At 43.8% G+C, this 23,275-nt stretch carries 18 protein-coding genes; 6 read left to right on the top strand and 12 right to left on the bottom strand.

Annotated elements, in window-relative coordinates:
• Nucleotides 1-6 precede the first annotated feature (6 nt).
• From T355_RS0103190 to T355_RS0103145, 10 genes are all read right to left on the bottom strand, one after another.
• Nucleotides 7-1,269 (bottom strand): response regulator, encoded by a 1,263-nt coding sequence (locus T355_RS0103190; protein WP_027396494.1) that lies wholly within the window; start codon nt 1,267-1,269, stop codon nt 7-9.
• Nucleotides 1,270-1,415: 146 nt separating this feature from the next.
• Nucleotides 1,416-1,691, bottom strand: coding sequence for an HU family DNA-binding protein (locus tag T355_RS0103185; protein WP_027396493.1), 276 nt, complete (start codon nt 1,689-1,691; stop codon nt 1,416-1,418).
• Nucleotides 1,692-1,832: 141 nt separating this feature from the next.
• Nucleotides 1,833-3,710, bottom strand: coding sequence for an EAL domain-containing protein (locus T355_RS0103180; RefSeq protein ID WP_027396492.1), 1,878 nt, complete (start codon nt 3,708-3,710; stop codon nt 1,833-1,835).
• Nucleotides 3,711-3,731: 21 nt separating this feature from the next.
• Complete coding sequence (locus T355_RS0103175; protein ID WP_027396491.1) at nt 3,732-4,601, bottom strand: NAD(P)-dependent oxidoreductase; 870 nt, start codon at nt 4,599-4,601, stop codon at nt 3,732-3,734.
• A gap of 305 nt (nt 4,602-4,906) precedes the next feature.
• Nucleotides 4,907-6,235 (bottom strand): PIN domain-containing protein, encoded by a 1,329-nt coding sequence (locus tag T355_RS0103170; protein ID WP_027396490.1) that lies wholly within the window; start codon nt 6,233-6,235, stop codon nt 4,907-4,909.
• Nucleotides 6,236-6,252: 17 nt separating this feature from the next.
• Nucleotides 6,253-7,866, bottom strand: a complete 1,614-nt coding sequence (locus T355_RS0103165; protein ID WP_027396489.1) for a peptide chain release factor 3 — start codon at nt 7,864-7,866, stop codon at nt 6,253-6,255.
• Between the two features lie 158 nt (nt 7,867-8,024).
• On the bottom strand, nt 8,025-8,450 hold the full coding sequence (locus tag T355_RS0103160; RefSeq protein ID WP_037329757.1) for a TM2 domain-containing protein: 426 nt from the start codon (nt 8,448-8,450) through the stop codon (nt 8,025-8,027).
• 92 nt (nt 8,451-8,542) lie between these two features.
• On the bottom strand, nt 8,543-9,232 hold the full coding sequence (locus T355_RS14620; protein WP_051555343.1) for a DUF805 domain-containing protein: 690 nt from the start codon (nt 9,230-9,232) through the stop codon (nt 8,543-8,545).
• Nucleotides 9,233-9,275: 43 nt separating this feature from the next.
• Nucleotides 9,276-10,490 (bottom strand): glycoside hydrolase family 3 protein, encoded by a 1,215-nt coding sequence (locus T355_RS13345; RefSeq protein WP_197019544.1) that lies wholly within the window; start codon nt 10,488-10,490, stop codon nt 9,276-9,278.
• Nucleotides 10,456-11,874 (bottom strand): DUF6930 domain-containing protein, encoded by a 1,419-nt coding sequence (locus T355_RS0103145; RefSeq protein ID WP_027396487.1) that lies wholly within the window; start codon nt 11,872-11,874, stop codon nt 10,456-10,458. Before T355_RS0103145 ends, T355_RS13345 begins: the two co-directional genes overlap by 35 nt.
• 190 nt (nt 11,875-12,064) lie before the next feature.
• On the opposite strand from T355_RS0103145, the gene T355_RS0103140 reads away from it, so the two are divergent.
• Both T355_RS0103140 and T355_RS13340 read left to right on the top strand, forming a co-directional pair.
• Nucleotides 12,065-12,547, top strand: a complete 483-nt coding sequence (locus T355_RS0103140) for a hypothetical protein (protein WP_027396486.1) — start codon at nt 12,065-12,067, stop codon at nt 12,545-12,547.
• A gap of 49 nt (nt 12,548-12,596) precedes the next feature.
• Nucleotides 12,597-14,120, top strand: a complete 1,524-nt coding sequence (locus tag T355_RS13340; protein WP_051555341.1) for an ATP-binding protein — start codon at nt 12,597-12,599, stop codon at nt 14,118-14,120.
• An 83-nt stretch (nt 14,121-14,203) separates the two neighbouring features.
• Here the strand turns inward: T355_RS13340 and T355_RS0103130 are convergent, their stop codons facing one another.
• Nucleotides 14,204-17,386, bottom strand: coding sequence for an SbcC/MukB-like Walker B domain-containing protein (locus T355_RS0103130; RefSeq protein WP_027396485.1), 3,183 nt, complete (start codon nt 17,384-17,386; stop codon nt 14,204-14,206).
• On the bottom strand, nt 17,373-18,530 hold the full coding sequence (locus T355_RS0103125) for an exonuclease SbcCD subunit D (protein ID WP_027396484.1): 1,158 nt from the start codon (nt 18,528-18,530) through the stop codon (nt 17,373-17,375). Before T355_RS0103125 ends, T355_RS0103130 begins: the two co-directional genes overlap by 14 nt.
• Before the next feature lie 302 nt (nt 18,531-18,832).
• On the opposite strand from T355_RS0103125, the gene T355_RS0103120 reads away from it, so the two are divergent.
• From T355_RS0103120 to T355_RS13335, 4 genes are all read left to right on the top strand, one after another.
• The gene (locus T355_RS0103120) at nt 18,833-20,536 is read left to right on the top strand and encodes a S41 family peptidase (protein WP_027396483.1); all 1,704 of its coding nucleotides are present in this window, start codon (nt 18,833-18,835) and stop codon (nt 20,534-20,536) included.
• 170 nt (nt 20,537-20,706) lie between these two features.
• Nucleotides 20,707-20,946, top strand: a complete 240-nt coding sequence (locus tag T355_RS0103115) for a hypothetical protein (RefSeq protein WP_027396482.1) — start codon at nt 20,707-20,709, stop codon at nt 20,944-20,946.
• Nucleotides 20,947-21,030: 84 nt separating this feature from the next.
• Nucleotides 21,031-22,353 (top strand): IS21 family transposase, encoded by a 1,323-nt coding sequence (gene istA / locus T355_RS0103110; RefSeq protein ID WP_027396481.1) that lies wholly within the window; start codon nt 21,031-21,033, stop codon nt 22,351-22,353.
• A complete protein-coding gene (locus T355_RS13335) occupies nt 22,346-23,137 on the top strand; it encodes an ATP-binding protein (protein WP_051555340.1) in 792 nt (263 codons plus the stop codon). Before istA ends, T355_RS13335 begins: the two co-directional genes overlap by 8 nt.
• The last annotated feature ends 138 nt before the right edge of the window (nt 23,138-23,275 follow it).

The following is a 23,275-nucleotide window of genomic DNA, read 5'->3' as shown; positions in this document are numbered from 1 at the left end:
CCTCCTTTAATACTTATCCGTAATGATAAAAACATAGGCCATTTCACCAAAGGTGACGGTGGTTACAGCCTTAATGCCCATTGTTATCAGCCTAAGATTACCATTCTTCATAGTAAGCCTAAGCTCCACAGTATTTATCCCGCTGGCCCTGTGCTTTACCACATTGACCCCGGCTCTAAGGAGATTATAATCATCTGGATGAACCACATTCTTAATATTGTTGTTCACCATCTGACGCATTTCCTTTGAAGACTTGTAGCCCAGCATATTCACTATATCCTTGTTATAGTGAATCAATTCGCCGGTATCCAGACGGAAGGCCAAAAAACCGCCAGGCAGAAATTCCGTCATGGCTCCTGCCAGCCGCAGCATATCACTGTTGAGGATTTTTCTGAAGAATTTATTATGGTCTGCCCGTTCCTCATAGTATTTGGTCTTTTCCTCGTACATATTCCTGTCAGCAGCAGCCACACCAGCTTCAATATTTTCCATGCCCTTGGTCAACACCATGCCCAATGAGGCGGAAACGTTCTCTGTCCAGCAGGTCTTTAATTTCATCACCTTTTTCCCAAGAGAGCTTTCACTTTCATCAAAGGAGAGTATGATAAATTCATCTCCACCCATACGATAAAGCTCTGCATCATAAAAAACCTGTTTAGCGGTTTCCACCACATTCTTAATGAGCAGATCACCAGCAGTGTGGTCCTCCTCGTCATTTACCTCCTTGAGCCCATTAATATCCATATACACAATGCCAACAGTCCTGTTGGCGGCATCCGGCAAAGCAGCAAAGCGCTCAAGATCTTCGTAATAACCCTTTCGGTTTTTCACACCTGTAAGAGCATCAGTGGTAGAATCCACTATGGACTTTTCGCTTTCCAAAAGACGAATAATATTGTTGATACGGGTAAGAATCAGCTTTGGAATATATGGCTTGGCAATAAAATCAAAAACTCCCATATCGAGGCAACGTATTTCCTCATTTATTGAGCTATGTACCGTCGTAACCACAATAGGTATCTTGGATAGCTTAATATCCTCCTTCACTACCTCAATGAACTCATAACCGTTCATAACTGGCATATTAATATCCAGAATAACGACGGAAATTTCCTTGTAATGCTCCCGCATAAAATTAAGACCGTCCAAACCATTGGAAGCCGTGATTATATTAAAGTTCTCCTCCAAAATATTACAGAGGATTTCCCTATTTACAACATTGTCCTCCACTACTAACAGAGTATGTTTATATTCAGCTGTGTCCTGCACAGGTACCACCGTCCTTAAAGAACATTATTCTCTCGTAATACAATTCGACAACAGGTAGGAAAGTCCTGCAAAAAAGCAAAACAAAAACCCCTGATATTAATCAGGGGTTTCACGGCAAATGCCATGTTTACAGTGTAGTAAAGAAATTACTTGTTAACTGCGTCCTTCAGAGCCTTACCAGCCTTGAAAGCAGGAACCTTTGCGGCAGCAATCTTGATTTCCTCACCAGTCTGAGGATTGCGGCCGGTACGAGCAGCACGCTCATTTACCTTGAAGGTACCAAAGCCTACCATCTGTACAGCGTCGCCAGCAACGAGAGCTTCCTGGATAGCTTCCATGGTAGCCTTTAATGCAGCGCCTGCATCCTTCTGAGTTAACTCTGCCTTTTCTGCAATCTTTGCAACTAATTCTGCTTTTGTCATAGTGTTCATTTCTCCTCTCAGTTACTTACACTGCTAGTATAATAGCATAGTGAAGATGTTTTGTCCAATTAAGACTAAATATTTATCAAAAAAATGGGAAAAAATGTCCATTTATGGTACTATCCCACTTCTGATACGGAATTATGGGCTATTGTGCCTCCGAATAAAGTCCATAAATTCATAAACAGGCAACGGCTTGGAAAAATAGAAGCCCTGAATGGAGTCTACACCACACTTACGCATGTTGTCAAATTCTTCCTTGGTTTCTACGCCCTCTGCCACAACACTAAGCCCCATTTCATGAGCCATACGCTCCACAGCCTGTATAACATGGCGAGCCCGTTCACTTACCTGATATGACTTAATAAGGTTCATATCCAGCTTTAAAATATCAAATGGCATATCGGCCAAATACGTGAAGTTTGACTGGCCACTGCCAAAATCATCCAATGCAAATCGAATACCAATATTCTTAAAGCTCTCCATATTGCTGAGAATCAGCTTCTTGGAACGGATAGAGGCTGTTTCCGTAACCTCCATACAAAGGTAATTAGGCTCAATGCCGTGGCGGGCAATGACTGCCAGCACATCCTCCAGCAAATCAGGCTGTTCACACTGCAAAATGGAAAGGTTAATCTCAACAGTTTCCAAGCCCAGGGCCACTGCCTTGCCATCTGCCAGGAAGGAGCAGGTCTTATCCACCACCCGTTTTCCCAGCTCAATAATCATGCCGTTGGCCTCAGCAACCGGTATAAACGCGCTTGGCATAAGGTATTCACCATTTTGCTTTCTGATGCGCACCAGGACCTCAGCCGCCGAATATTTACCAGTCTTAATATCATAAATGGGCTGAAGGAAAATCTCCACCCGGTCCTCAACCAAAGCCGTAGTAATCTCGGATTTCATTCCATCAATAAGATGAAACTCCTTTACGTCCTTTTCCGTGACAAAAAGTACATTATTGCTGATAGACATACTCTTCTGGTTGCGGCAATAGCTAAAGAGCTTTAACAGGTCATCCACAGAATTAATCTGATTGCCCCTTGGCATAATACTAATCATGGATTCCATGCCCCCAGGGGACATGCCGGAGAAATATTTGACATAATCCTTTAAAAGCCTTCTTATCGCATTAATATCCTTTGCAATAAGAATAATATTCATATCCAGATTATTAAACACCAGCACATCAGGGTTCTTCGCCAGAACCTTATTGCCCAGCCTGCGGATTTTTGCAATATCTGCGCTTTTATTTTTCAGAATGCTTACATTATCCAGAGAAATATCACAAATAACAAATTGTTCTCCCCGCTCAAGAAGCTGGTTCAAATACTCAGACAAGGCAGTTCCATTAAAGCATCCGTACTGGCGGTCCAGCTGCAGCTCTGGATTTTCCAGGCTCACGAACAATACAATTATGCCCAAAGATGTGGCAAACCCCACCAACAGCAGATCGTTATAGACAAACTGAATAATGGCCGCCACCACCAGGGCCGTAATCCAATATCGTAGCCCGGTACAGCGATTCCGGTTCATCCTCTTTTTATAAATAAATGTACAGAGTATAATTGCCGGCAGCATAATGAGGGCATAAAAATACGTCACATACACCGCAGGTCCATAGGTATATACCACACCCTGTTCATCATAAATCCCAATATTCTGAAGCATAGCTACTGCCCCAAAAACCAGAGTTGCAGCAAAAAGTCTGCGGCAAAATCTCCTGTGCTGTCTCTCCGTCATCAAATCACAGGTGGTGTAGCACATAGCCATCCAGGTTTCCAGCATAAGCACCACAAGATATGCTTTACATACCAGCTCCGTGACAGGCAAAGTAAAATAATCCCTGAAATGTATAGATAGCAGAGAAATAATATCCAATGACAGATTTATGATGGAAATCAGCAGCACGCCCACAAACAGCTGTCCCTTATACAGCTGCAGCCGTCTATTCTTGAAGTAAAGTGTAGACAGCAGCAATACAACAATAAGACTGCATATTTGAATTTCTACATTCAATGTGTTTAGGTTCCCTCCCAGTTATTGATTAAGGTACCATTTGATAATCGCCTGAGTGCCGTTATCATCCATCCCCTTTTGGGAAAGAATATCATAAAGCTCCTTGGTCTTCAAAAGTCCCGGCAGCTCAAGTCCAGCCTCCTCAGCCGACTCAATGGCAATACGCATATCTTTAATAAAATGCTTGATATAAAATCCCGGAGCGTAATCCTCCTTAAGCATACGACGGCCGAGATTGGACAAAGACCAGGAACCAGCGGCCCCAGTTTCAATAGTTTCCAGTACCTTCTGTGGATCCAGGCCCATTTTCTTTGCATAGAAAAGTGCCTCAGCCACACCCAGCATACCAGAAGCAATAGCTATCTGATTGGCCATTTTGGTATACTGACCGGAGCCAGCGGGGCCAAAGAAATTAATGGTCTTTCCCATAGCCTCAAATACAGGCTTGGCAGTATTAAATGCCTCCTCATCGCCACCAACCATAATGGCAAGGGTACCATTCTTAGCCCCCAAATCACCGCCTGATACAGGTGCATCAAGGGAGCTGACCCCCTTGGCCTTGGCGGCTTCATATATTTTCTTGGCCAGTGCAGGACTGGAGGTAGTCATATCAATGACAATGCCTCCCTCCTTTGTGGAAAGAATACCCTTATCCCCAAGGAATACTTCTTCCACATCCTTTGGGTAGCCAACTATGGAAATAACCACATCAGCATTTTTTGCGGCCTCTGCCGGTGTATCACACCATTTCATGCCTTCATCAATAAGAGGCTGGGCCTTTGCCTTGGTTCTGTTATACACTGAAACATCAAAACCGGCATTTTTCAGATGACGGGCCATAGAGCTGCCCATTACCCCGGTACCAATAAAGCTAATTTTATTAATTTCCATATTTAGGTCCCCCAATCTTGCAAAAAATAAATACAATTTTGAATTCTCTATAAAGACCTATTATTCCTGCATTTTATTAAAGAAAAATAAAACCCGACAGATTTCCCTCCATCGGGCCCCATTTTTTGTTTTTTGATAACGCCATTGTTCAAATTTTTCTTCTTTAGAAGAAAAATCTTCCAATTAGCGTTTCAACGAGCTGGGAGATATGCTCACCAGCTGTTGTAGTTTGTTTTCCCCCACCTAAAGAGGAAGGGGACATCTTAAAGCTCGTTATATTTTTGCAATATTACCTGCAAAAAATATTACTCTTTAGATGAGGATGTTTTTTCACTACCCTGAGCCGGTTTTCTGCGGGCAGTAGTACCTGTACGACGGGTACCACGACGCTGATAAGTGCGGCGCGGACGTACTGTTTTCTCCTCGTTTTTTGTATGTGCCTCAGTCTGCTCGCTGGCAGGCTTTACTTCCCGCTTTGGCGCAGAATTCCTGGTTGACCGTGGGCGACGATATGTCCGTTTTGGTCTGGCTGAAGGCTCAGCCAATTTATCTGCCGCTTCAGTCCCCTGTTCTTCTGACTGACTCTGCTGTCCCTTGGATGCCAGCATCACAGCCGACACAATAGCAGCCGCCTCTGCCTCCACATCCTCACCGGCCAGAGCTTCCTCAGACAATGCCTCCATGACGATTTCCATCATGGTCTGCTGGGAATCAATGCCCTCCAGATTTATCTCACGTACAGCCGGCTCCTTCTCGATGGCTGCCGCCATGGCCTCAGGGGTTGCCGTTGCCATTTCCGCTGCAGCCACCGATGCCTTGTATATGCCACGGAGAGTTTTATAAATGGCCTTTATCTTCTGATAAAGCTCGCTGCCCTCCTTGCGTCCCATGATACTATTCAGTCTGCGATAAAACTCCATCTTGGTAGATGTCTGCTTCAAGGCCTTATAAACCTGCTCCGCCTGATGGTAGTTAAGGGGAACCTTATGGTTGATTTTAATGGTATTTAAAATCTTCGTACAGATGGACTGATAAGAGCGCTTATCCTTTTCCTCCGCAGAAATTTCAGGCTGAATCTCAGCAGTTGCGCCATCGGACTTCACATTTTCCTCAGCCGATTCCACATTTTGGGAATTATCATCCGCACCATTTACATTCTCGCCGTAATCATTGTCCGAAAGGAGCTCCTCCACGGTCTGAATAATTTCAATTTCATCAGTGATTTCTGTAATTACCTCAGGATCACTTTCGTCAATAGCCTCGTTATTCATGTGCTTCAAAGCCCAGTTAATGTCCTTGCAGCGGAAAATTTCCTTGCGGTCACGCTGCTGCGCCATATTAATGGCTGCATCATAGCCCTTATCCCTGGAAATAATGTAATAATTGTTATCTGCGGAATAATCGCACATAAGGGCCGTAATAAGCTGGAAATCCAAGGCATTTTCCACACCGTTTTCTATTTTCATAAAACGGATATTGCCCTGAGTAGCCAGCAATTTTTGCACCACATCAATTTTAAGGGTATCTGCCTTGTCGCTGTAAAACAGATACATAGTGTCATCAGGGGTGAGTCTTTCCACGCCCTTCAGTCCTTCATTATGAACATTTTCATAATCAATATAAAAATTTGCCACGTTCTTACCTACCTATGTTAAACTTCTTTTCTGTCAACAGGCACAGTATGAAGCTCCAAATCAGGATTGTTGTCGGTGATCCAGCCCAGAGCCCACTCATTGCTTACCAGAAGCACTGGATTTTCACGGCGGTCATATACGAACATACCACGGTCAGCACCACGAAGGCTGGCAGGAGTAACCTCACGGCCATCCTCGTAGGTCATCCAGCGGGCCACCTCATAAGGCTGCATGTTCATTTCAATGTCAACACCATACTCGTTCTTCAGACGATATTCCAATACCTCGAACTGCAAAGTACCTACAGTCCCCACAATAAAGGAGTCCATGCCGGCTCCGGCCTGTCTGAAAAGCTGAATAGCACCCTCCTGGGTCAGCTGCTCAATACCCTTTACAAACTGCTTGCGCTTCATGGTATCCTTGGCGCTTACACGGGCAAACTTCTCCGGTGGGAATACTGGGAATGCTTCATACTCAAACTTCTTGGAGTTATCGCAGAGGGTATCGCCGATACCAAAAATGCCCGGGTCAAAGAGGCCCACAATATCCCCAGGATATGCCTCCTCCACAATCTGACGGTCCTGAGCCATGAACTGCTGTGGCTGAGCCAATTTAATGGCCTTGCCACTGCGCTTGTGATAAACGCTCATACCGCGCTCAAATTTGCCGGAGCAAATGCGGATAAAGGCCAAACGGTCACGATGGGCAGGATTCATATTGGCCTGAATCTTGAACACAAAGGCGGAGAACTTATCATCCTCAGGGGAAATGAGACCATCAGAGGACTGTCTTGCCTGTGGTTCAGGAGCCAGCTTTAAATACTCCTCAAGGAAATTCTGCACGCCAAAGTTGGTCATGGCAGAGCCGAAGAACATAGGAGTCAGCTCACCACGGGCCACCTTCTCCAAATCGAAATCCTCACCAGCCATATCCAAAAGCTCAATATCATCCATGAGAGTCTGATGAGCTTCTGCCCCCAGCATCTTGGCAAACTCAGGATCATCCAGTGAACCGGTAACAGATGCACGGGTATTCTGGCCGTGGGTAGTATCGTCCTCGAAAAGCTCAATCTGCTTCTTCTGGCGGTCATAAACGCCGAAATACTTGCCATCAGTGCCGATTGGCCAGTTCATAGGATAGGAACGTATGCCCAGCACGTTCTCCAGCTCATCCATCAAATCAATAGGAGCCTTGCCGAAACGGTCCAGCTTGTTTACAAAGGTAAAAATTGGAATACCACGCTGCTTGCAGACCTTAAAGAGTTTCTTGGTCTGTGCCTCTACACCCTTTGCCACGTCGATAATCATTACGGCGCTGTCCACGGCCATAAGAGTACGGTATGTATCCTCGGAAAAGTCCTGATGGCCTGGGGTATCAAGGATATTGATACAATAATCGCCATAATTAAACTGCAATACGGATGAAGTAACGGAAATACCACGCTGCTTCTCGATTTCCATCCAGTCAGATACTGCATGATGGGCAGTCTTTCTGGACTTTACAGAGCCAGCCAAATGGATAGCACCTCCATATAAAAGCAGCTTCTCTGTAAGGGTGGTTTTACCTGCATCCGGATGGGAAATTATGGCGAAGGTCCGCCGTCTCTTTATTTCATCAGTCAACTGTGACAAAGTCTATTCCTCCACTGTCTTAAAAATCTCGTCATTAAAAATATACCCGTATATTATATAGGAAACACGGGTAAAACACAATTATTTAATACACAAATAAAAGCTCCATCAAATCACTTTCCATGACTTGATGGAGCTTTACATTTTAACAGAATATATTAGGCATAAATGTTGCCCTGGCCGTCATCCTTGGTGGTAAGGCCAATAATGCCCTCTACCAATGCCAGAATGGAAGGAATACCAGTCCAGCAGAGCAGAATATAAATAATGCCCCACAAGGTTTTACCTGCATAAAACTTATGAATACCAATTCCACCCAACAGAATTGCCAAAATACCATAGGCAACCTTGTTTACCAGCTTCTTGTTGTCACCCAGTCCCCAGGCGGTACCAGCATTACCCATAGGCTGATAATCTCCCTGATCAAACTGAGCACCCTGCTGATAAGGATTATTCTGCTGATAATCATTGGAGCTGTTCACATCAGTAGATGGAACATTGTCCTGAACACTGGCGCCACAATTTGGGCAAAAAGCACTGTTATCTTCCACGGTCTGTCCACAGTTTTTACAGAATTTTGACATGTTTACCTCCACATAATTCAATAAATTATTATTTCACATAACGCTATAAGCCAGCTTATAACGTAAATAACCAATTATTTCCACTCATATCATCACGGGAACATAAGTGGATCGTCACCATACTGGTTAGGTCCCTCGGTACCCTTGAAGAACAGCAGATAGATACCTACAATTAAATTCACAACTGGAATCAAAGTACAAATTGCCAACCAGCCCGACTTATCCAAATCATGACAACGCTTCATGGCATTCATATAGGAAAGAACAAATACTGGCAAGCAAACAATATAACCAAATCCTTCTGCAGCATCCTCGGTAAAATCCATAGCCAGTGCAATCATAGCACCTATCATTGCCAAAACAAAGGCTGCAAGTCCAAAGGCAAGACCACGAAGGAAATATCTCTGTCGATTCAAGCGACCAGTATAGGTGGTCCACTTAAAGGCCTGAATAATATTCTCTGGCTTTGGACCAGCATTATAGCCACCGTACTGAGGTGGCTGGTAGCCAGGCTGCTGATATCCACCCTGCTGTCCATAAGGATTGTAGCCATTAGGCTGTCCCTGATTGTAGCCGTTCATTGGCTGCTGTGGCTGGGCAGGCTGATATGGATTCTGCTGCATAGGCTGTTGTGGCTGAGCCTGGAAAGGCTGCTGAGGCTGTACCACTGGCTGTGGCTGAGCTGCAGACTGGCTCTGAGTATTTAAATTCTGTCCACATTCAGGACAGAACACTGCTGTATCCTCCACTTTCTCTCCACAATTTGGGCAAAATTTCGACATAACATCATCTCCATACTAAAAAATAACTCTTTAATTATACACTTTATTCATCAAAACTTCTCTTGATAATTAGTCCCATTCTAGGAGCCGCCAAATTCAGCTTGGCACGGATAATCCGTCTGAGGGACTCATTTATCCGCTCCTCTGATATTTTACCGCTTCTCACCGCTGATAACAAGGCTTCAGCCGTTTCCTTCTGATTTTCATATATATGACAGGACATCACCACGTCCGCACCGGCCATTACAGAGGCCACTGCCGCCTCACCCGGCTTGTAGTGTCTGGAAACTGCTCCCATGCCCATGTCATCCGTAATAATAATTCCTTTATAGCCCAGCCTCTCCCTTAACAGCTTTGTCATAATTTCCGGCGACAAGCTGGCAGGAATCTGACCACTGACCTTCGAATATACCACGTGGGAAACCATAATCATCTGCTTATCATTGGTATTTCTGTTTATCACCCTGACAAATGGGGCAACATCCGCGTCGTTCAGCTGCTCCAGTGTAGCATCCACCACCACAGTATCCTTGTGGGTATCAGTCTTTCCACGGCCAATGCCCGGAAAATGCTTCAATGAATACAGCATACCACTTTCCTCATACCCCATAGCCGCCTGCTCCACAAAATCAGCAGCTATTTTAGGATTATTGCTGTAATGGCGGTCCTTGAAGGAACCCAAATCCGCCACAGGAGCAAAATTAGTATTAAAGCCCAGCTCCTTTAGCTTAGGAGAAATCTTCATAGCCCATTCCTTGGCCAGTTCAGGCTTCCCGGACTGAGCAATTGACAACTGTGATGGTGGTGGCGTCAAGGCATGTCGCATTCGGGCCACCTGTCCCCCTTCCTCGTCTATAGCAATAAAAAGGGGTAGCTTTTCACCGCCTACCTTCTGAAGCTGCTCATTGAGGGCCTGCACCTGAGGAATCGTTTCCATATTGAAATCAAATTCCACCACGCCGCCAAAGTGATACCTGTCAAAAAGCCCCTGGGCTGTGGGATCCAGCTCCTTGCCAGTCACACCGGCAAGTATCATCTGTCCCACCTTTTCCTCCAGACTCATGCCCGACAGTATTTCCTCCACCTTCTGGGCCTGGGTCATACTGCCGTCAGCAGCTATTGTCTTAAAATCTCTTGGCTGATTGCTCTTACATCCGGTGAGTGCCAGCACCAAAAAAAGCACAGTCAGCAACCAAATGCATGACAGAAGCCTACGTTTTCTTTTAGTATTCGTCTTCACCATCATCGAAGTCATCATCAAAATCGTCCTCATAGTAGCGACGTCTGAATTCTGCCTTTACCAGCTTTTCCAGCGCCGGATCAATATCAAAAAGCAGTACCGCATCCACCAGATTATCAAAAACCATATCCGGCACCTTGTCCATAATGCCCTTGCTGCTCGCATATTTAATAAATTCCTCTGCAGCACTCTGGTCCTCCACTAAGCTATCTGCAATGGAAGTCAGCATTTCTGTCCGATTATTCTCTCTTTTGCGCTTTGACGGTACAGAATCAGGATCATCAAAGACCTTGCCCAGCTCCTGATTTATCTCTTCCTCGGTAAACCCCTGGCCCTCCATCCACTGGGCATGAATATCACAGCGGAAATCATCCAGCTCCGGAATTGACTCTCGACGGTCCAGCTTTATGTGCAACTTGCTGCAAAGGCCCTTAAACATAGCCTCTGTGGCATCGTTACGAACTCTGACGGTCATAGGACAGCCCATATCAATAATGGTGTTCATCAGGCACTTGGCAATATTCCCATAAATATCCCTATCAGATGTACTAGTTTCCATGAAAAGCAGCTCTCCGCTGGCCTCGTCAAATACCGCCATCATCTCTGGAAAATACGGAGCCTTTATGGCCTCACCATACTCATTCATCTGAGCATCCTCGTTAATGAGTGCTTCTGGTAACGGCCCCTGATCCGCCACCCAAATAGCACCAGTTTTCTTTGCCTTCTTCATGCGGGCAACCTGCAAATCATTCCACCTTGGCTGGTAGTATTTAGGCTTGTTGCCAACAGTAAAGTCCACCACTTCGTTGGAAAGCTCCTGCCCATTGAAGGATACAGCAGGAATGGATAAATGCTTATCGTGGGTATGCAGCCGCAAATCCAGCACAAACTTATCTATTTCCTCTCCGGACTTTATGTGCTCCAAGAGCTTCATAATAATCTCCAGACAAGCCAAGGTATTATCAGCTTCCGCCTTGTCTCGATACATCCAGGTCCTATGACGGGACGTGGTGACGCGGAACACAGGATAAAAGCCACTGCCGCTTGGCTTCAGCTCCCTCTTTTTCAGATATTTCTGCATGGTCTCAAGCTCAGATGGTGCCATAGCGGCCTTATTTTCAAAGGTAAGGATATAAGCCTCCTGCTCCACCAGATAATCTACCTTGCTATAAAAATTTACCTGCTTTGAATGTACCATCCGCAAATACGCCTGTACACTCTGCTCACTGTTATGAATCCATAACGCGGGCTTTCCGGAAGACCCACCAAAGACCTGACAAAAACGTGGTTTGCCGTCGGATAAAATAACAGCAAAGAACTGAGCCGGATGAAGCATCTTCCATGGCTTTGCAGACTTAAACTCAAAAGCCAGATCAAATAATTTATCTGGTATCATTACCATAGTACACTCCTTGTTGATATTAATCTCCCCTATACACACTCATCCTCATTGGGAAATGATAATTAATATATTCTGTTAATTATACCACAAAATTCACTGTAATGGCTTTTAAATGTAATAATATACAGCCATTAAGTCAACTGAAATTATTGACGATATAATTACATAAGGTAGGAAAGGATGGTGCACTATGGCTTATATTGATAACAGCATGGACATAATGATGCAGCTAAATAGTCTTATAGCCAACAGCAAGGTCGGCAGCATCACCAAAAGTAAAAAAAATACCTCCACAGAAGAAACAGAAGAAAGCAAATCCTTTGCAGATATTTGGAGTAAAATTCAAAAGGAGCAGCAGGAATTTCAGGACATTTTGGATAAAGTAGATTTGGCACAGTACAAGCTCTCTTTGCAGGACGCTTTCTGGTCAGACCAGGCCGATGCCATGAAGTATCTGAGAAACTACACTCAGCGCCACCAACGGGCCTACACCCAGGAAGCCATGGGGGCCATAACCACTGGCGTACTGAAGCTGAATCTGCTCAACAACCCGCTATACAGCTACAACATGGATCCACAGCTTGCCCAGGACCTGAGCAAGCAGCTCCAGACAGCACTGACAGAGGTTATGATGAGCAATATCCAAAGTACTGGCGCTTGGATGTTTTATTGATATAATATAACTAAATAAGACTAAAATTTCATAGCACAGGAGAAAGACTATGAGCAAGAAAAAGAATAGTGCCAACACCTCCTTCATCTTCAACATTGCCCACAAAATGCTGACTCCACTGAACGCCATGACGGAGTTCACCAACTTACTGGAAAACAATCTTGATGATGAAGAACAGGCAAGGGAATGCATCAAAAAGATAAAACAATCCAGCGAGTTCATGCATTCCTTCATCAACAATATTCTGGAAACCGCCCGCCTGGAAAGCGGTATCGCCATGGTGGAAGAGGCCTACGGCAATGTCCATATCCTGATGAAAGCGGTGGCAAAAGAATTCCAAGGGTTGATGAAGAAAAAAAATATCCAGTTCTCTACCAATATTGACGTAAAGCACCCGGATATTATGGTGGATTTTACCAAGGTCAAAGGAATACTATTAAACCTTATCAGCAATGCCCACAAATACACTCCTGAGGGAGGGCAAATAACAGTCACTATAAAGGAACTGGACTATGATAAGCCAGATTATGCCCTTTATCAGACCACCATTTCAGATACAGGTAAAGGCATTCCCCAGGATATTCTGCCATTTATTTTTGATGCTTTCGCCACTAGTAGTTCAGCGCCACAAGGGGGAGTTTTAAGCACCGGACTTGGCATGCATATCGTAAAAGAGCTGGTAACTATTTTAAATGGTACCATCGATGTAAAAAGCCGTGACGGCCAGGGAACGAATTTCATCGTCACCATTCCTCACCGCATAAATACCCAGATTACAAAGGATATGCGTATTCTTTTGGCTGAGGATAATGAGCTAAATGCTGATATCGCTATTGCTCTTTTGGAGGACAGAGGCTTTACTGTGGAAAGGGCTGCTGACGGAAAGCAATGTGTGGATATGATGCAGGCTTCTGAGCCGGGCTATTATAACATTGTTCTCATGGATGTTGAGATGCCTTATGTAAACGGTCATCAGGCCACAAAAATCATTCGTAAATTGAGAAACCCGGCACACAGTACCATCCCTATCATTGCCATGACAGCCAACGCATCGGATAGAGATAAACGCGAAACTCTCTTGGTGGGCATGAATGCCCATGTGGCAAAGCCATTTGATGTGGATAAGCTCTATGCCACTATTTTCAATGTACTGGCCCATAAAAATTATTACATTCAGACAGACGGTCTGGAAACCTTCAGGAAAAAATATACCAACCTTGGCTGCAAATGTGGCTTCTTCATTTACAACGTGGATTGGGACGAAAAAATCACATACGCAGATCAGGGTACAGCAGAAATCTTCGGCTGTGAAAATGCAGCAGATTTTATGCATCTGGTGGGAGGTACCTTTAAAACAATGGTCCATGCCAATGATATTGAGCAGGTACAAAAAGCCATCAATCAGCAGCAGGAGTCCTCCTCTCTGAATCTTGATTTGGTGGACTATGACATCATAAGAAAAGACGGCGCCATTCGCCACCTGGCAGATATTGGCTATAAGGTATTTGACGGCGAGAGGCTGGTTTACTTCGTCTATATTGCTGATATCACTGATATCAAACAAAAACTATAAGTTAGCTTAACACACCTTGCACAACTAAGAAACGCTGGAATCAAATTTGATTCCAGCGTTTTTAAAATGGTTTTTTAACAATATTAAATTCCGGTATCTACAGTGATTTCACTGCCTGCTTTGGTTTTGGCAACATGAATTTGCTGTGGAATATTCTCCACCAGCTCCTCACGATGACTGATAACACCCACCAGCTTATTGGCACCGGACAAATTAACCAAAATGTCCATTGCACTGTCTATAGATTTACGGTCCAAAGTACCAAAGCCCTCATCAATAAACAAAGCATCCATCTGAATGCCACCAAGATTTGAGGAGACTGTATCAGAAAGGCCCAGAGCCAGACTCATGGAAGCCTTAAAGCTCTCACCGCCGGACAGATTTCCCACAGGGCGCCGATGCCCAGTAGAATTATCCAGCACCTCCAAATCCAGGAAATTATTGCTTTTCTTTCCTAGAGTATCCTCCTGGCGATACAATTCGAACTGACCATCACTCATTGGAATCAGACGCCGATTCGCTGCAGCAATAATTCCATCAAATCCCGCGGCCTGAATATACTGCTCCAGGGTAATTTTCCCATTACCAGTAGTCCCCCGCACCAATTTGTACAGCCTGTCACAAATGCCGTACTCCTTTTGGGCTCTTTCCAGCTCATCCCTTCTGGAAATAATACTTTCCCTCTTATCAAGATTGGTACCCAAACGATTTGAAACAGCATTTTCCTGCTTTCTGATGGAATCAACCGCAAGCTGCTGTTGCTGACAAAGCTCCTGTAACGCCGCCACATCGACGAGCTCTTTCCCCTTGGCATCGGCTTTGGCCTGAGTCAGCTGAGTTTCATTGGTAGCCACTGCCTGTTTATATCCATTGATTTCCTTTTCCCTGCTGGAAAGCTCATCCTCTGATACCACCAGCTCATTCATAGCGGAAATGTCCTTAAACCTATTCTCTGCCATTTTTTTATCCAGAGCTTCCTTTAAGGAATTTTCCGCTGCTTTTTGGCTTTCAAGGCTTTCTGAAAGTGTTTTCAGCTCAGCCGCTATGGCAGTCACTCCTTTGTCGGCTGCTTCCCTTGCACGGGTCACACTGTCCAGCAATTGATTTAAATCACTAATACGCTTCAATGTATTATCCAGCTCCACAGAAGCCAGTTTCCAATCTGCAAAGCTCAGCTCCTCAAGGCCGGCCAAGGTTGCCATGGCTCCGGCCAATCCAGCCTCCGTTTCCTGTTTATCAGATAATACTTTTTCCCGCTTGGCTGTCAGCTCTTCACTATCATGACCAGTAGCTTTTTCCAAATCCTTCTCTGACTGCGATAAGAGTTTACATTTCTCGACCAAAGCCTTCTGCTGCTGGCTATTCAACTGAATTTCATCCTTTAAGTGGCTGTAACCCTCCCGAATGTCAGAAATCAGCTCATCCAGCTCCTTGCCGTCAGACTTACCTCCCAGCTCCTCATTTTCCAGACAAGCAAGAAGTGCGCCTCTCATCTGGTTTTCATACTCCATAAGGGAAATTTTGGCTGTTTCCGCAGCTGTACTTGCCTTGGACTTTTTGGACTGAAGCTCCTCCTCTTTCTTTCGCAGTAACTCAAATTCATCTTCACTGACGGATTCCTTTGGCAAAATAGCTAATTCCGGATGGTAGGTGGAACCGCATACGGGGCACTTCTTTCCTTCTTCCAGACCCTTGGCCAAAATACCAGCCCTACAGCCATCAAGAATTCTTTCAGCCTCTATTCTGGTGGCATTGGCTTTTTCATATTCCTCAAAGGATTTTGTATAGGCCTTCTGCTTGCTTGCCAAATCCTTCTGGCGACGGGCTCTTTCCCCCAGCTGATTCTCCAAAATATCATTAATAGAATTTTCTAAATCAGACAGTTTTTTGCCCTTTTGCTGGATTTTAAGCAGCTCATTAGGGCTTTCCTTCAGGTCAGCTACAGTCTCCTTTAATGTAGCAATTTTCCTTTTCAGCTCAATATCCAACTCAGTAAGAGCAGCCTCTTCCTTAGCAAGCTGAAGCCGCTGTTTCTCCAGGACTGTCTTTTGGCAGTTCACTTCATCCCGCTTCTTGTATTTCGGCTCATCCTCTTTCAGTTTATTGGCACTAATAGTGAGTTTTTCCATCTCAGGCTTGCTTTTTTCTGCCTCTGCCATTTTTTTGGCCGCCTGAACAGCTATCTTCTGCGCCTGTTCCTGTTCAGTCTTTTTATTGGAAATCAGCTCTTCCGTGTAGGTAACCTCTTTATGCTTTTTCGTCCAGGCTTCATAGGCAGGATAAACCCCATGAGTAGCCGCCTTTTGACGTTCCAGCAAGGCATTCAGCTCGTTAATACGTGGCTCCTGCTCCTTCAACTTGGCCCTTTCCTGCTCAAGCTGACCTACTCTCCTAATAAATTGATTATTGGTTTCCGCCGTTGCCAAAGCCGTCTTATTACCATTTAGCACTGCCTCAGCCTTTTGAAGCTGCTCTTTAATATTTGCCGACCTATTATTATCAGAGTCGATTATTCTGTCAATAATCTGTAATATCTCATCCAGATTCCAAACACTGTCAGCCTTTTCAGCCCTTGACTTAAGCTCCTGCAATTCCGTAAAATTCTCGTCCTCCTCAGGGGCTGCCACATCATTAAAATGCTGCAGAATACTCCTTTTCCCCTCAGTGAGACCTGCCCTGACAGAATCCAGCCTGTCCTTTAGCTTAAACTCTATATTTTTGTATCCATCGGTCATAAAAATCGTACGAAGAATTTCTGTGCGCTGGTCTGTTTTGGCATTAAGCAGGGCCCAAAACTCGCCCTGTGCTATCATGGCTATCTGCTTAAACTGCTTGTCATCAATTTTCAGCAACTCCCTGACAGCGCCATTAACCCTGGTAAGTCCCTCCACAAGTGGCTCCCCGTCCTTATACAAAACAGCTTGCTCCTTCACGGTAGCATACCCTTCTCCACGTATCTTTTTCCGCTGATATGAAGGATTTCTCTTAATATGGTAGTTGCTCCCCTGATGGGAAAAATAAAAATCCACATAGCTTTCCACGTCATCCCTGGCATATTCGCTGCGAAGATTTTGGGTATCCCGATAGCTGCCGCTGGTGGTTCCGTACAAAGCAAAGCTGATAGCATCAAAAATAGTGGTTTTCCCGGCGCCAGTATCACCGGAAATCAGAAATAAGCCTTTATCCTCGAACTGCTCAAAATTTATTTCAGGCATGGTAGCAGCATAAGGTCCAAATGCACTTATTATTAACTTAATTGGCTTCATTCAGCACACCTGCCTCTCTGGCTGCCATTCGCATAACATCCATTTCCTCATCACTTATTTCACAATTATACATAAGTCTGTAAAACTCGCTTATCAGTTCACCAAAGGACTTGTTACGGGCTATTTGGGAAATGTCCACCTGTTCCACGGCCCTTGTCCGTGAATTATCATAATCAATCTTTACTGTATTGGGATAAATCTGCTGAAAAATCCCCATGGCGTCATTTACTATGTCCTCATCTGTCAAGGTAGCATATACAAAATCTTCCTTGGAAAAATCAGCCGATGCCTTTAACAGCTCCGCCATATTGCCCCTTATATGCCTCATTTCCCGCAATGGTGTTAATGGAAAAAGCTGAACGTCAATATCCTTTACCCCATTAACGGAAATAATAGGAACAGTTTTCTTGTTATTGACTTCACTTAAGGAATATTTCAGAGGTGAACCGGCATAACGTACTGTTTCCCTGCCGATTTTCTGCGGAGAGTGTATATGCCCCAGAGCTACATAATCAAACTTATCAAAGAGATCACAGCCTATCTTTTCCACCAGACCAACGCTTTGAGTCCCTGCCCCCTCTGAGCCTCCCAGAGAAGGATCTCCGCTCTTTCCTGCCACAAACTGGTGAGCCACCAATATATTTGTCTGTGTATCATCAATTTCTGTATTTTCCAAAATGGTCCGTACTGCATCTTCGTAATTTTCTATACCAGCATCAGGGAAATAATGCTTCACCTGAGAAGCCTTTACAAATGGCAGGGCATACACATTTACCTTAGTTTTCCCGTCATCAGCCACCCATCTGTCCAACTGTCCGCTATACTTGGCTGAAATAAAAACATGGCTGTGCTTAAAAAGAGAGCTGCCAAAATTCAGTCTGTCATCAGAATCATGGTTACCACTTATCATAATGGTTGTTACCCTTCGGGCAGCAAGCTCCCCGAGGAAATAATCAAGCAATCTGGTGGCAGCCTCACTGGGAACAGATTTGTCGTAAACATCACCAGCAATCAACACCGCACTAACAGATTCCTTTTCAATAATCTCAATAACTTTATTTAAAATAAATTCCTGGTCCTTAATCAAATCAAAATCCAACAAGGATTTGCCCAGATGCAAATCACCCAAATGTAAAATCTTCATACATACCCTCCAAAAATAATAGCAGCCAGCTTCGCAACACCAGCGACTCATTTACTGTTGAGTTAATAATAGTATAACACATGAGTTTTTCCAACAAAGTGCTGTTCATTTTTTTATCCATTTAACCCCTATCCGGTGACTTATCGAGGGAATAAAACCTGCTAACAAAAGACAGTGTTTTTCAGCAGATTTTTACGGCCAAAAAAGCATCTGCTTTTGCAGGAAAATAAATAATGAATATAGAAATTATGGCTAAATAGTTTCTGTGTGACATTTTTGATGCTTAAGGAGGAATGCGTATCATGAAAGCAAGAAAAAAACTCGTATCTATGCTACTGGCAGGAAGTATGATGTTGTTTACAGCATGCTGCTGCGCCGAATCTGCACATCAAATAGAGAAACAGACAACACCTATTTATTATACTGATATGGAGCCGGAGAACAAAGGGGAAGTAGACCTGTTTTTTGTTGATGGGGTGAAGGATGTTCCTTATATTACAGTGGAAACCGCCAAGAATATCCTTGTCAACAATGTAAGAAAACTTGAAGCCCCGAACTATGACCTCACTGTGAAAAAAGAGGGAGAAAAGATCACCCTCAGCCGGGAAACATATTACCCTGTTACCTTTGACTGCAAGGAAGATACCATAACTTTTTGGGATTATGATGCGTTTATGACTTCAAATCCCAACGCTACCCTGATGGATCTTGTAGCGGTGTCAGGCTTCAATGACAAGGGTGAGGCTGAGCTGTTTCAACGAACAGATACTTCCTTCCAGTTGTACGGTAATGCTATTACATTCCGTCCCGGAGATTATGGCATAGATATGTTTTATCAGGATGAGGAATATTATTTACCACTCCAGCTCTTCAGCGATATAATCCTCTCCCAAAATGGCATGAATACACTGTATAATGGCGAAAATGTTTTCTTGCTGCTGGGTGGCAATCTAAAGCCATTTGAAGAGCTTTACTACAATAATCTGCTTCCATCAAGCAGAAGTGAAGCCTTGGCTAATTTTAACTATAATGAACTTTGTTTTGCTTTGGATTCCCTCTATGGCCTGAAAGAGCAACACAACATCAAGAACTTTGATACCATGTTCCAGCAGGCTGGATTAAAATACCAGCTGTTAAGTGCAGACCCACAGGAAGCTGGGCAGGCATTATGGGATCTGACCTTTATGTATCTCGATGATCTTCACAGCTCCTTTGCAAACCGTTCCTACCGCATGAAGGAAAATCCAACCCGCAGATATGGACCATCATGCAGACAGAGCATTGCAGATATGCAAAGATATGCTGATGCACGGGCAATACGCTATCCAAATGGTACCCCAGGTTATGAAGAAATTGGCAATACAGCATATATAACTTTTGATCAGTTTGTGATTGAAGGCGTAGATTATTACGAGGAAAAGGCGGAAGAACATCTGTCAGATACAATGGGATTGATGATTTATTCCCTTGGGCAAATCAAACGGCCAAACAGCCCAATCAAAAATGTAGTACTGGATCTTTCAAATAACGGGGGCGGTACAGCACCTTCTGCTGCTTACACTATTAGTATGTTTTTGGGAGAAGGGTCTATCAGTATCGCCAATCCTTTGACGGGGGCCATGGTCTGCCAGAACTTCAAAGCCGATCTGAATATGGACAGACTATTTGATGAAAGGGATAATTTGCTGGGCTATAATTTGTTCTGCCTTACCTCGCCGAATAGCTTCTCCTGCGGAAATTTGGTGCCAAGTGCGCTGAAAAATTCCCATCGTGTAACTATTCTTGGACAGACCTCCGGTGGTGGCGCCTGCGTAGTACAGAATATGACCACCGCTGACGGTTGCGTGTTTAATATTTCCGGTCCGTATCGTCTGGCCTATACAAAGAATGGTTCCTTCTATGACATAGATCAGGGTGTGACACCAGATTTCGTATTACCAACTCCTGACCAGTTCTATGACAGAAAACAACTTACAAAATATATTAATAAACTGTTATGGAAATAGGTTATCAATAAAATAATTGTCAGCAAGCAAAAAGCAGAGCCCAGCGGCTCTGCTTTTCTATTATTCACCTAGCTTCAAGTACCACCTTTTTATACTCTTTTTAGATTCAGTTTAGATTTTGTTTATATTCCCCCCATATAATAAACCCATCAAAAGAAAGAAGGGATTTTATGAACAAGAAAACTATCGTTGCTGGGATTATGAGTATTATGATGTTAAGTACGGTTCCTGCCTTTGCAGCTACTTCACATCCCCACGATAATACACCGGCACATCACATTTCGACGGAAGCTCAACACATTGACCATGATAAAAAGGAAGTAAAACCGCCTAAAGATAAGGAGCCAAAGCCATTGTTAGAGTCGGCCGAAATTAGCCACTCAGGGTCGGTCAAAATTCACCAATTTTAGTCGGTATATAAATAGCCATTCCTTTTTTCATTCGTTTCCTCTAAACTGGATAGTGACCAATTAACCCAGCTGGAAGGAGACAATTTGAATGATATAAAAGGTAATGGCTTAGTGCCAATTATAGCACAAGCCTTAGAAGTAATGGAAGCCAAAGCAGGCCACAATATACCTTTAGATAAGGTAAATCTTGCAGAGCTTGGCAGATTAACTGGATTATCTCGCAGCAAGCTGCGTACTCTAAAAAAGAATGGCTTCCAAAACGGTATCAAATCTAAATTACCATGTGTTAAGCGTAAAGGGAAACTTGATGCGTTTAAAGAAGTTATTAATACGTACTTGAAGCAAGGAGTAACAAACTCAGCTGTTATCTTCTCCGAGCTTAAGAAAGAAGGTTTCACTGGCGGTCTTACTATTGTAAAAAACTATATATCCAGCAATAAAGACCTTGTTCCTGCTAAACGTATTTTAGTGGCCCCTCAAGGCAGTCGTGGTAGACGGTATAACACACAACCAGGAGAAGCATTCCAGATGGACTGGGGCTTTACCAAGGTTGTTGATCCATTGGGCAAAGAATACCAAGTAGCATGCTTTGCCGTTGTTTGCCACCACTGCTGCTCAGCCTATATAGAGTTTTTCTCCAGTGCCAAACAGGAGAATCTATTCATTGGTCTGGTAAGGGCATTTGACCGGCTTGGGGTTCCGGAATATATCCTTACAGACAACATGAAAAGTGTTGTTTTAAAACGCGATATTGAAGGCCATCCTATCTGGAACAATGACTATGAAGACTTTATGAATACTGTTGGCTTTAAGACCAAGCTATGTAAGCCCAGACATCCATTTACCAAGGGACGTGTGGAGCGCCTAGTCAGGTTCGTAAAGGATAACTTCCTTGCAGGAAGGGAATTTCTGAACATAACTGACCTCAATATGGCAGCACTTAATTGGTGTGATAACAAGAATAACGTTTACCGTACATTTCTTGAGGGCAAACCTGCTGATATACATGCAACAAAATGTTCATGCTTTCTTCATGCACTGGAGCTCAGCGATAACCTTAAATTTTATTTAGCACCGCTTCGAACGATTAGCTTCGATGGCTTTGTAAACTATGAGAGCAGGCGCTTTGGTGTACCATATACCTATACCAGGAGGCTTGCAAGGGTGATGAGGCAGGGTGACAAGCTATACATCTATTCAGATGACTTAAAGCAGCACCTTACTACTCATGATGTTACATGGAGCCGTAAGGATTCATTTTGTATTGGACAGTATGAAAATATTGAACAACCTGAAGAATTTCCTACAGCAAAAGTAAAAACCACTATACGTCAGCTTCCTCATGAAAGCTCTGTAACATTCGATAAATTCAATTTCGGTGATACGGAGGATATGTGGAATGACTGATATGTTTGAAAATATTAATGACTGTTGTGTAAACCTCAAGATTGATCTCTGCGGAGCTGAGCTTGCAAAGATTGCCGTGGATGGAAACTATACAGCAGAAACAATGGAAGCCTTGTCACATCTTTTCACGTATCTTTCGACTAAAAAAGATGCAGCCATGGTTCAGGATATATTAAACAAAAGCAGATTGCCTAAAAGTGCTCCGAAAACCTTTGATAACTTCGACTTCACACGTATAAGGGGACAGGATGTGGAGCGTATAAAAGGCATAAGCAGTTTGGCAACACTTTACTCTGGCTCCAATATTACATTTGTAGGCCCACCTGGTATTGGTAAAACTCATCTTGCCCAAGCATATGGTTATGAATGCGCGCAGCGCAGAATAAAAGTATATTTTATTAAGGCAACTGAGCTGAGGGATAAATTCAACAGAGCAAGAAAATCCGGTTCAACAGCCAGCTGTGTTAATACCCTTGTTAGATACCAATGTCTAATTATAGATGAGATTGGCCATTGTAAATTCGACAAGGAAAATACAATGCTATTCTTTGATGTAATTGACAGACGGTATAATAAAGAGGGCATGTTCAATACGGTATTTACAAGTAATAAGCAGCCATCCCAGTGGAAGGAGTGCTTTGAGGAGGAAGATGCTCTTCTCTGCTCACTGGACCGTATATTTGATAACGCCATAGTCTTTAACCTTAAGGGAAAAAGTTACCGTGGCCGGAAGCTCAAAGTAGTAAATGTTCAGGTTGACAATCTGAACAATGAAGATAAATAGTGTTTAGATAAGGCTAACTAACAGCCGAAGCTGGGTTATTGGTCAACAAAGCTGACTGTTGTATTGGTCATTTTAGACTGACTCTGAAATGGCTATGACGACCGACCCGTAGGTGGTTAAATTACGCCGACGCTAATA

Source organism: Anaerovibrio lipolyticus LB2005 (assembly GCF_000621545.1).
GTDB classification, from domain to species: domain Bacteria; phylum Bacillota; class Negativicutes; order Selenomonadales; family Selenomonadaceae; genus Anaerovibrio; species Anaerovibrio lipolyticus_A.
Note: the sequence above shows the minus strand (reverse complement) of the source record. Positions and strands in the feature narration are given on the sequence as shown.

Coding starts and splice junctions, on each gene's coding strand:
- T355_RS0103185 (WP_027396493.1), bottom strand. CDS start 1,691: ATGACAAAAGCAGAATTAGTTGCAAAGATTGCAGAAAAGGCAGAGTTA.
- T355_RS0103175 (WP_027396491.1), bottom strand. CDS start 4,601: ATGGAAATTAATAAAATTAGCTTTATTGGTACCGGGGTAATGGGCAGC.
- T355_RS0103160 (WP_037329757.1), bottom strand. CDS start 8,450: ATGTCAAAATTCTGTAAAAACTGTGGACAGACCGTGGAAGATAACAGT.
- T355_RS14620 (WP_051555343.1), bottom strand. CDS start 9,232: ATGTCGAAATTTTGCCCAAATTGTGGAGAGAAAGTGGAGGATACAGCA.
- T355_RS13345 (WP_197019544.1), bottom strand. CDS start 10,490: ATGATGACTTCGATGATGGTGAAGACGAATACTAAAAGAAAACGTAGG.
- T355_RS0103145 (WP_027396487.1), bottom strand. CDS start 11,874: ATGGTAATGATACCAGATAAATTATTTGATCTGGCTTTTGAGTTTAAG.
- T355_RS0103140 (WP_027396486.1), top strand. CDS start 12,065: ATGGCTTATATTGATAACAGCATGGACATAATGATGCAGCTAAATAGT.
- T355_RS13340 (WP_051555341.1), top strand. CDS start 12,597: ATGAGCAAGAAAAAGAATAGTGCCAACACCTCCTTCATCTTCAACATT.
- T355_RS0103130 (WP_027396485.1), bottom strand. CDS start 17,386: ATGAAGCCAATTAAGTTAATAATAAGTGCATTTGGACCTTATGCTGCT.
- T355_RS0103125 (WP_027396484.1), bottom strand. CDS start 18,530: ATGAAGATTTTACATTTGGGTGATTTGCATCTGGGCAAATCCTTGTTG.
- T355_RS0103120 (WP_027396483.1), top strand. CDS start 18,833: ATGAAAGCAAGAAAAAAACTCGTATCTATGCTACTGGCAGGAAGTATG.
- T355_RS0103115 (WP_027396482.1), top strand. CDS start 20,707: ATGAACAAGAAAACTATCGTTGCTGGGATTATGAGTATTATGATGTTA.
- T355_RS13335 (WP_051555340.1), top strand. CDS start 22,346: ATGACTGATATGTTTGAAAATATTAATGACTGTTGTGTAAACCTCAAG.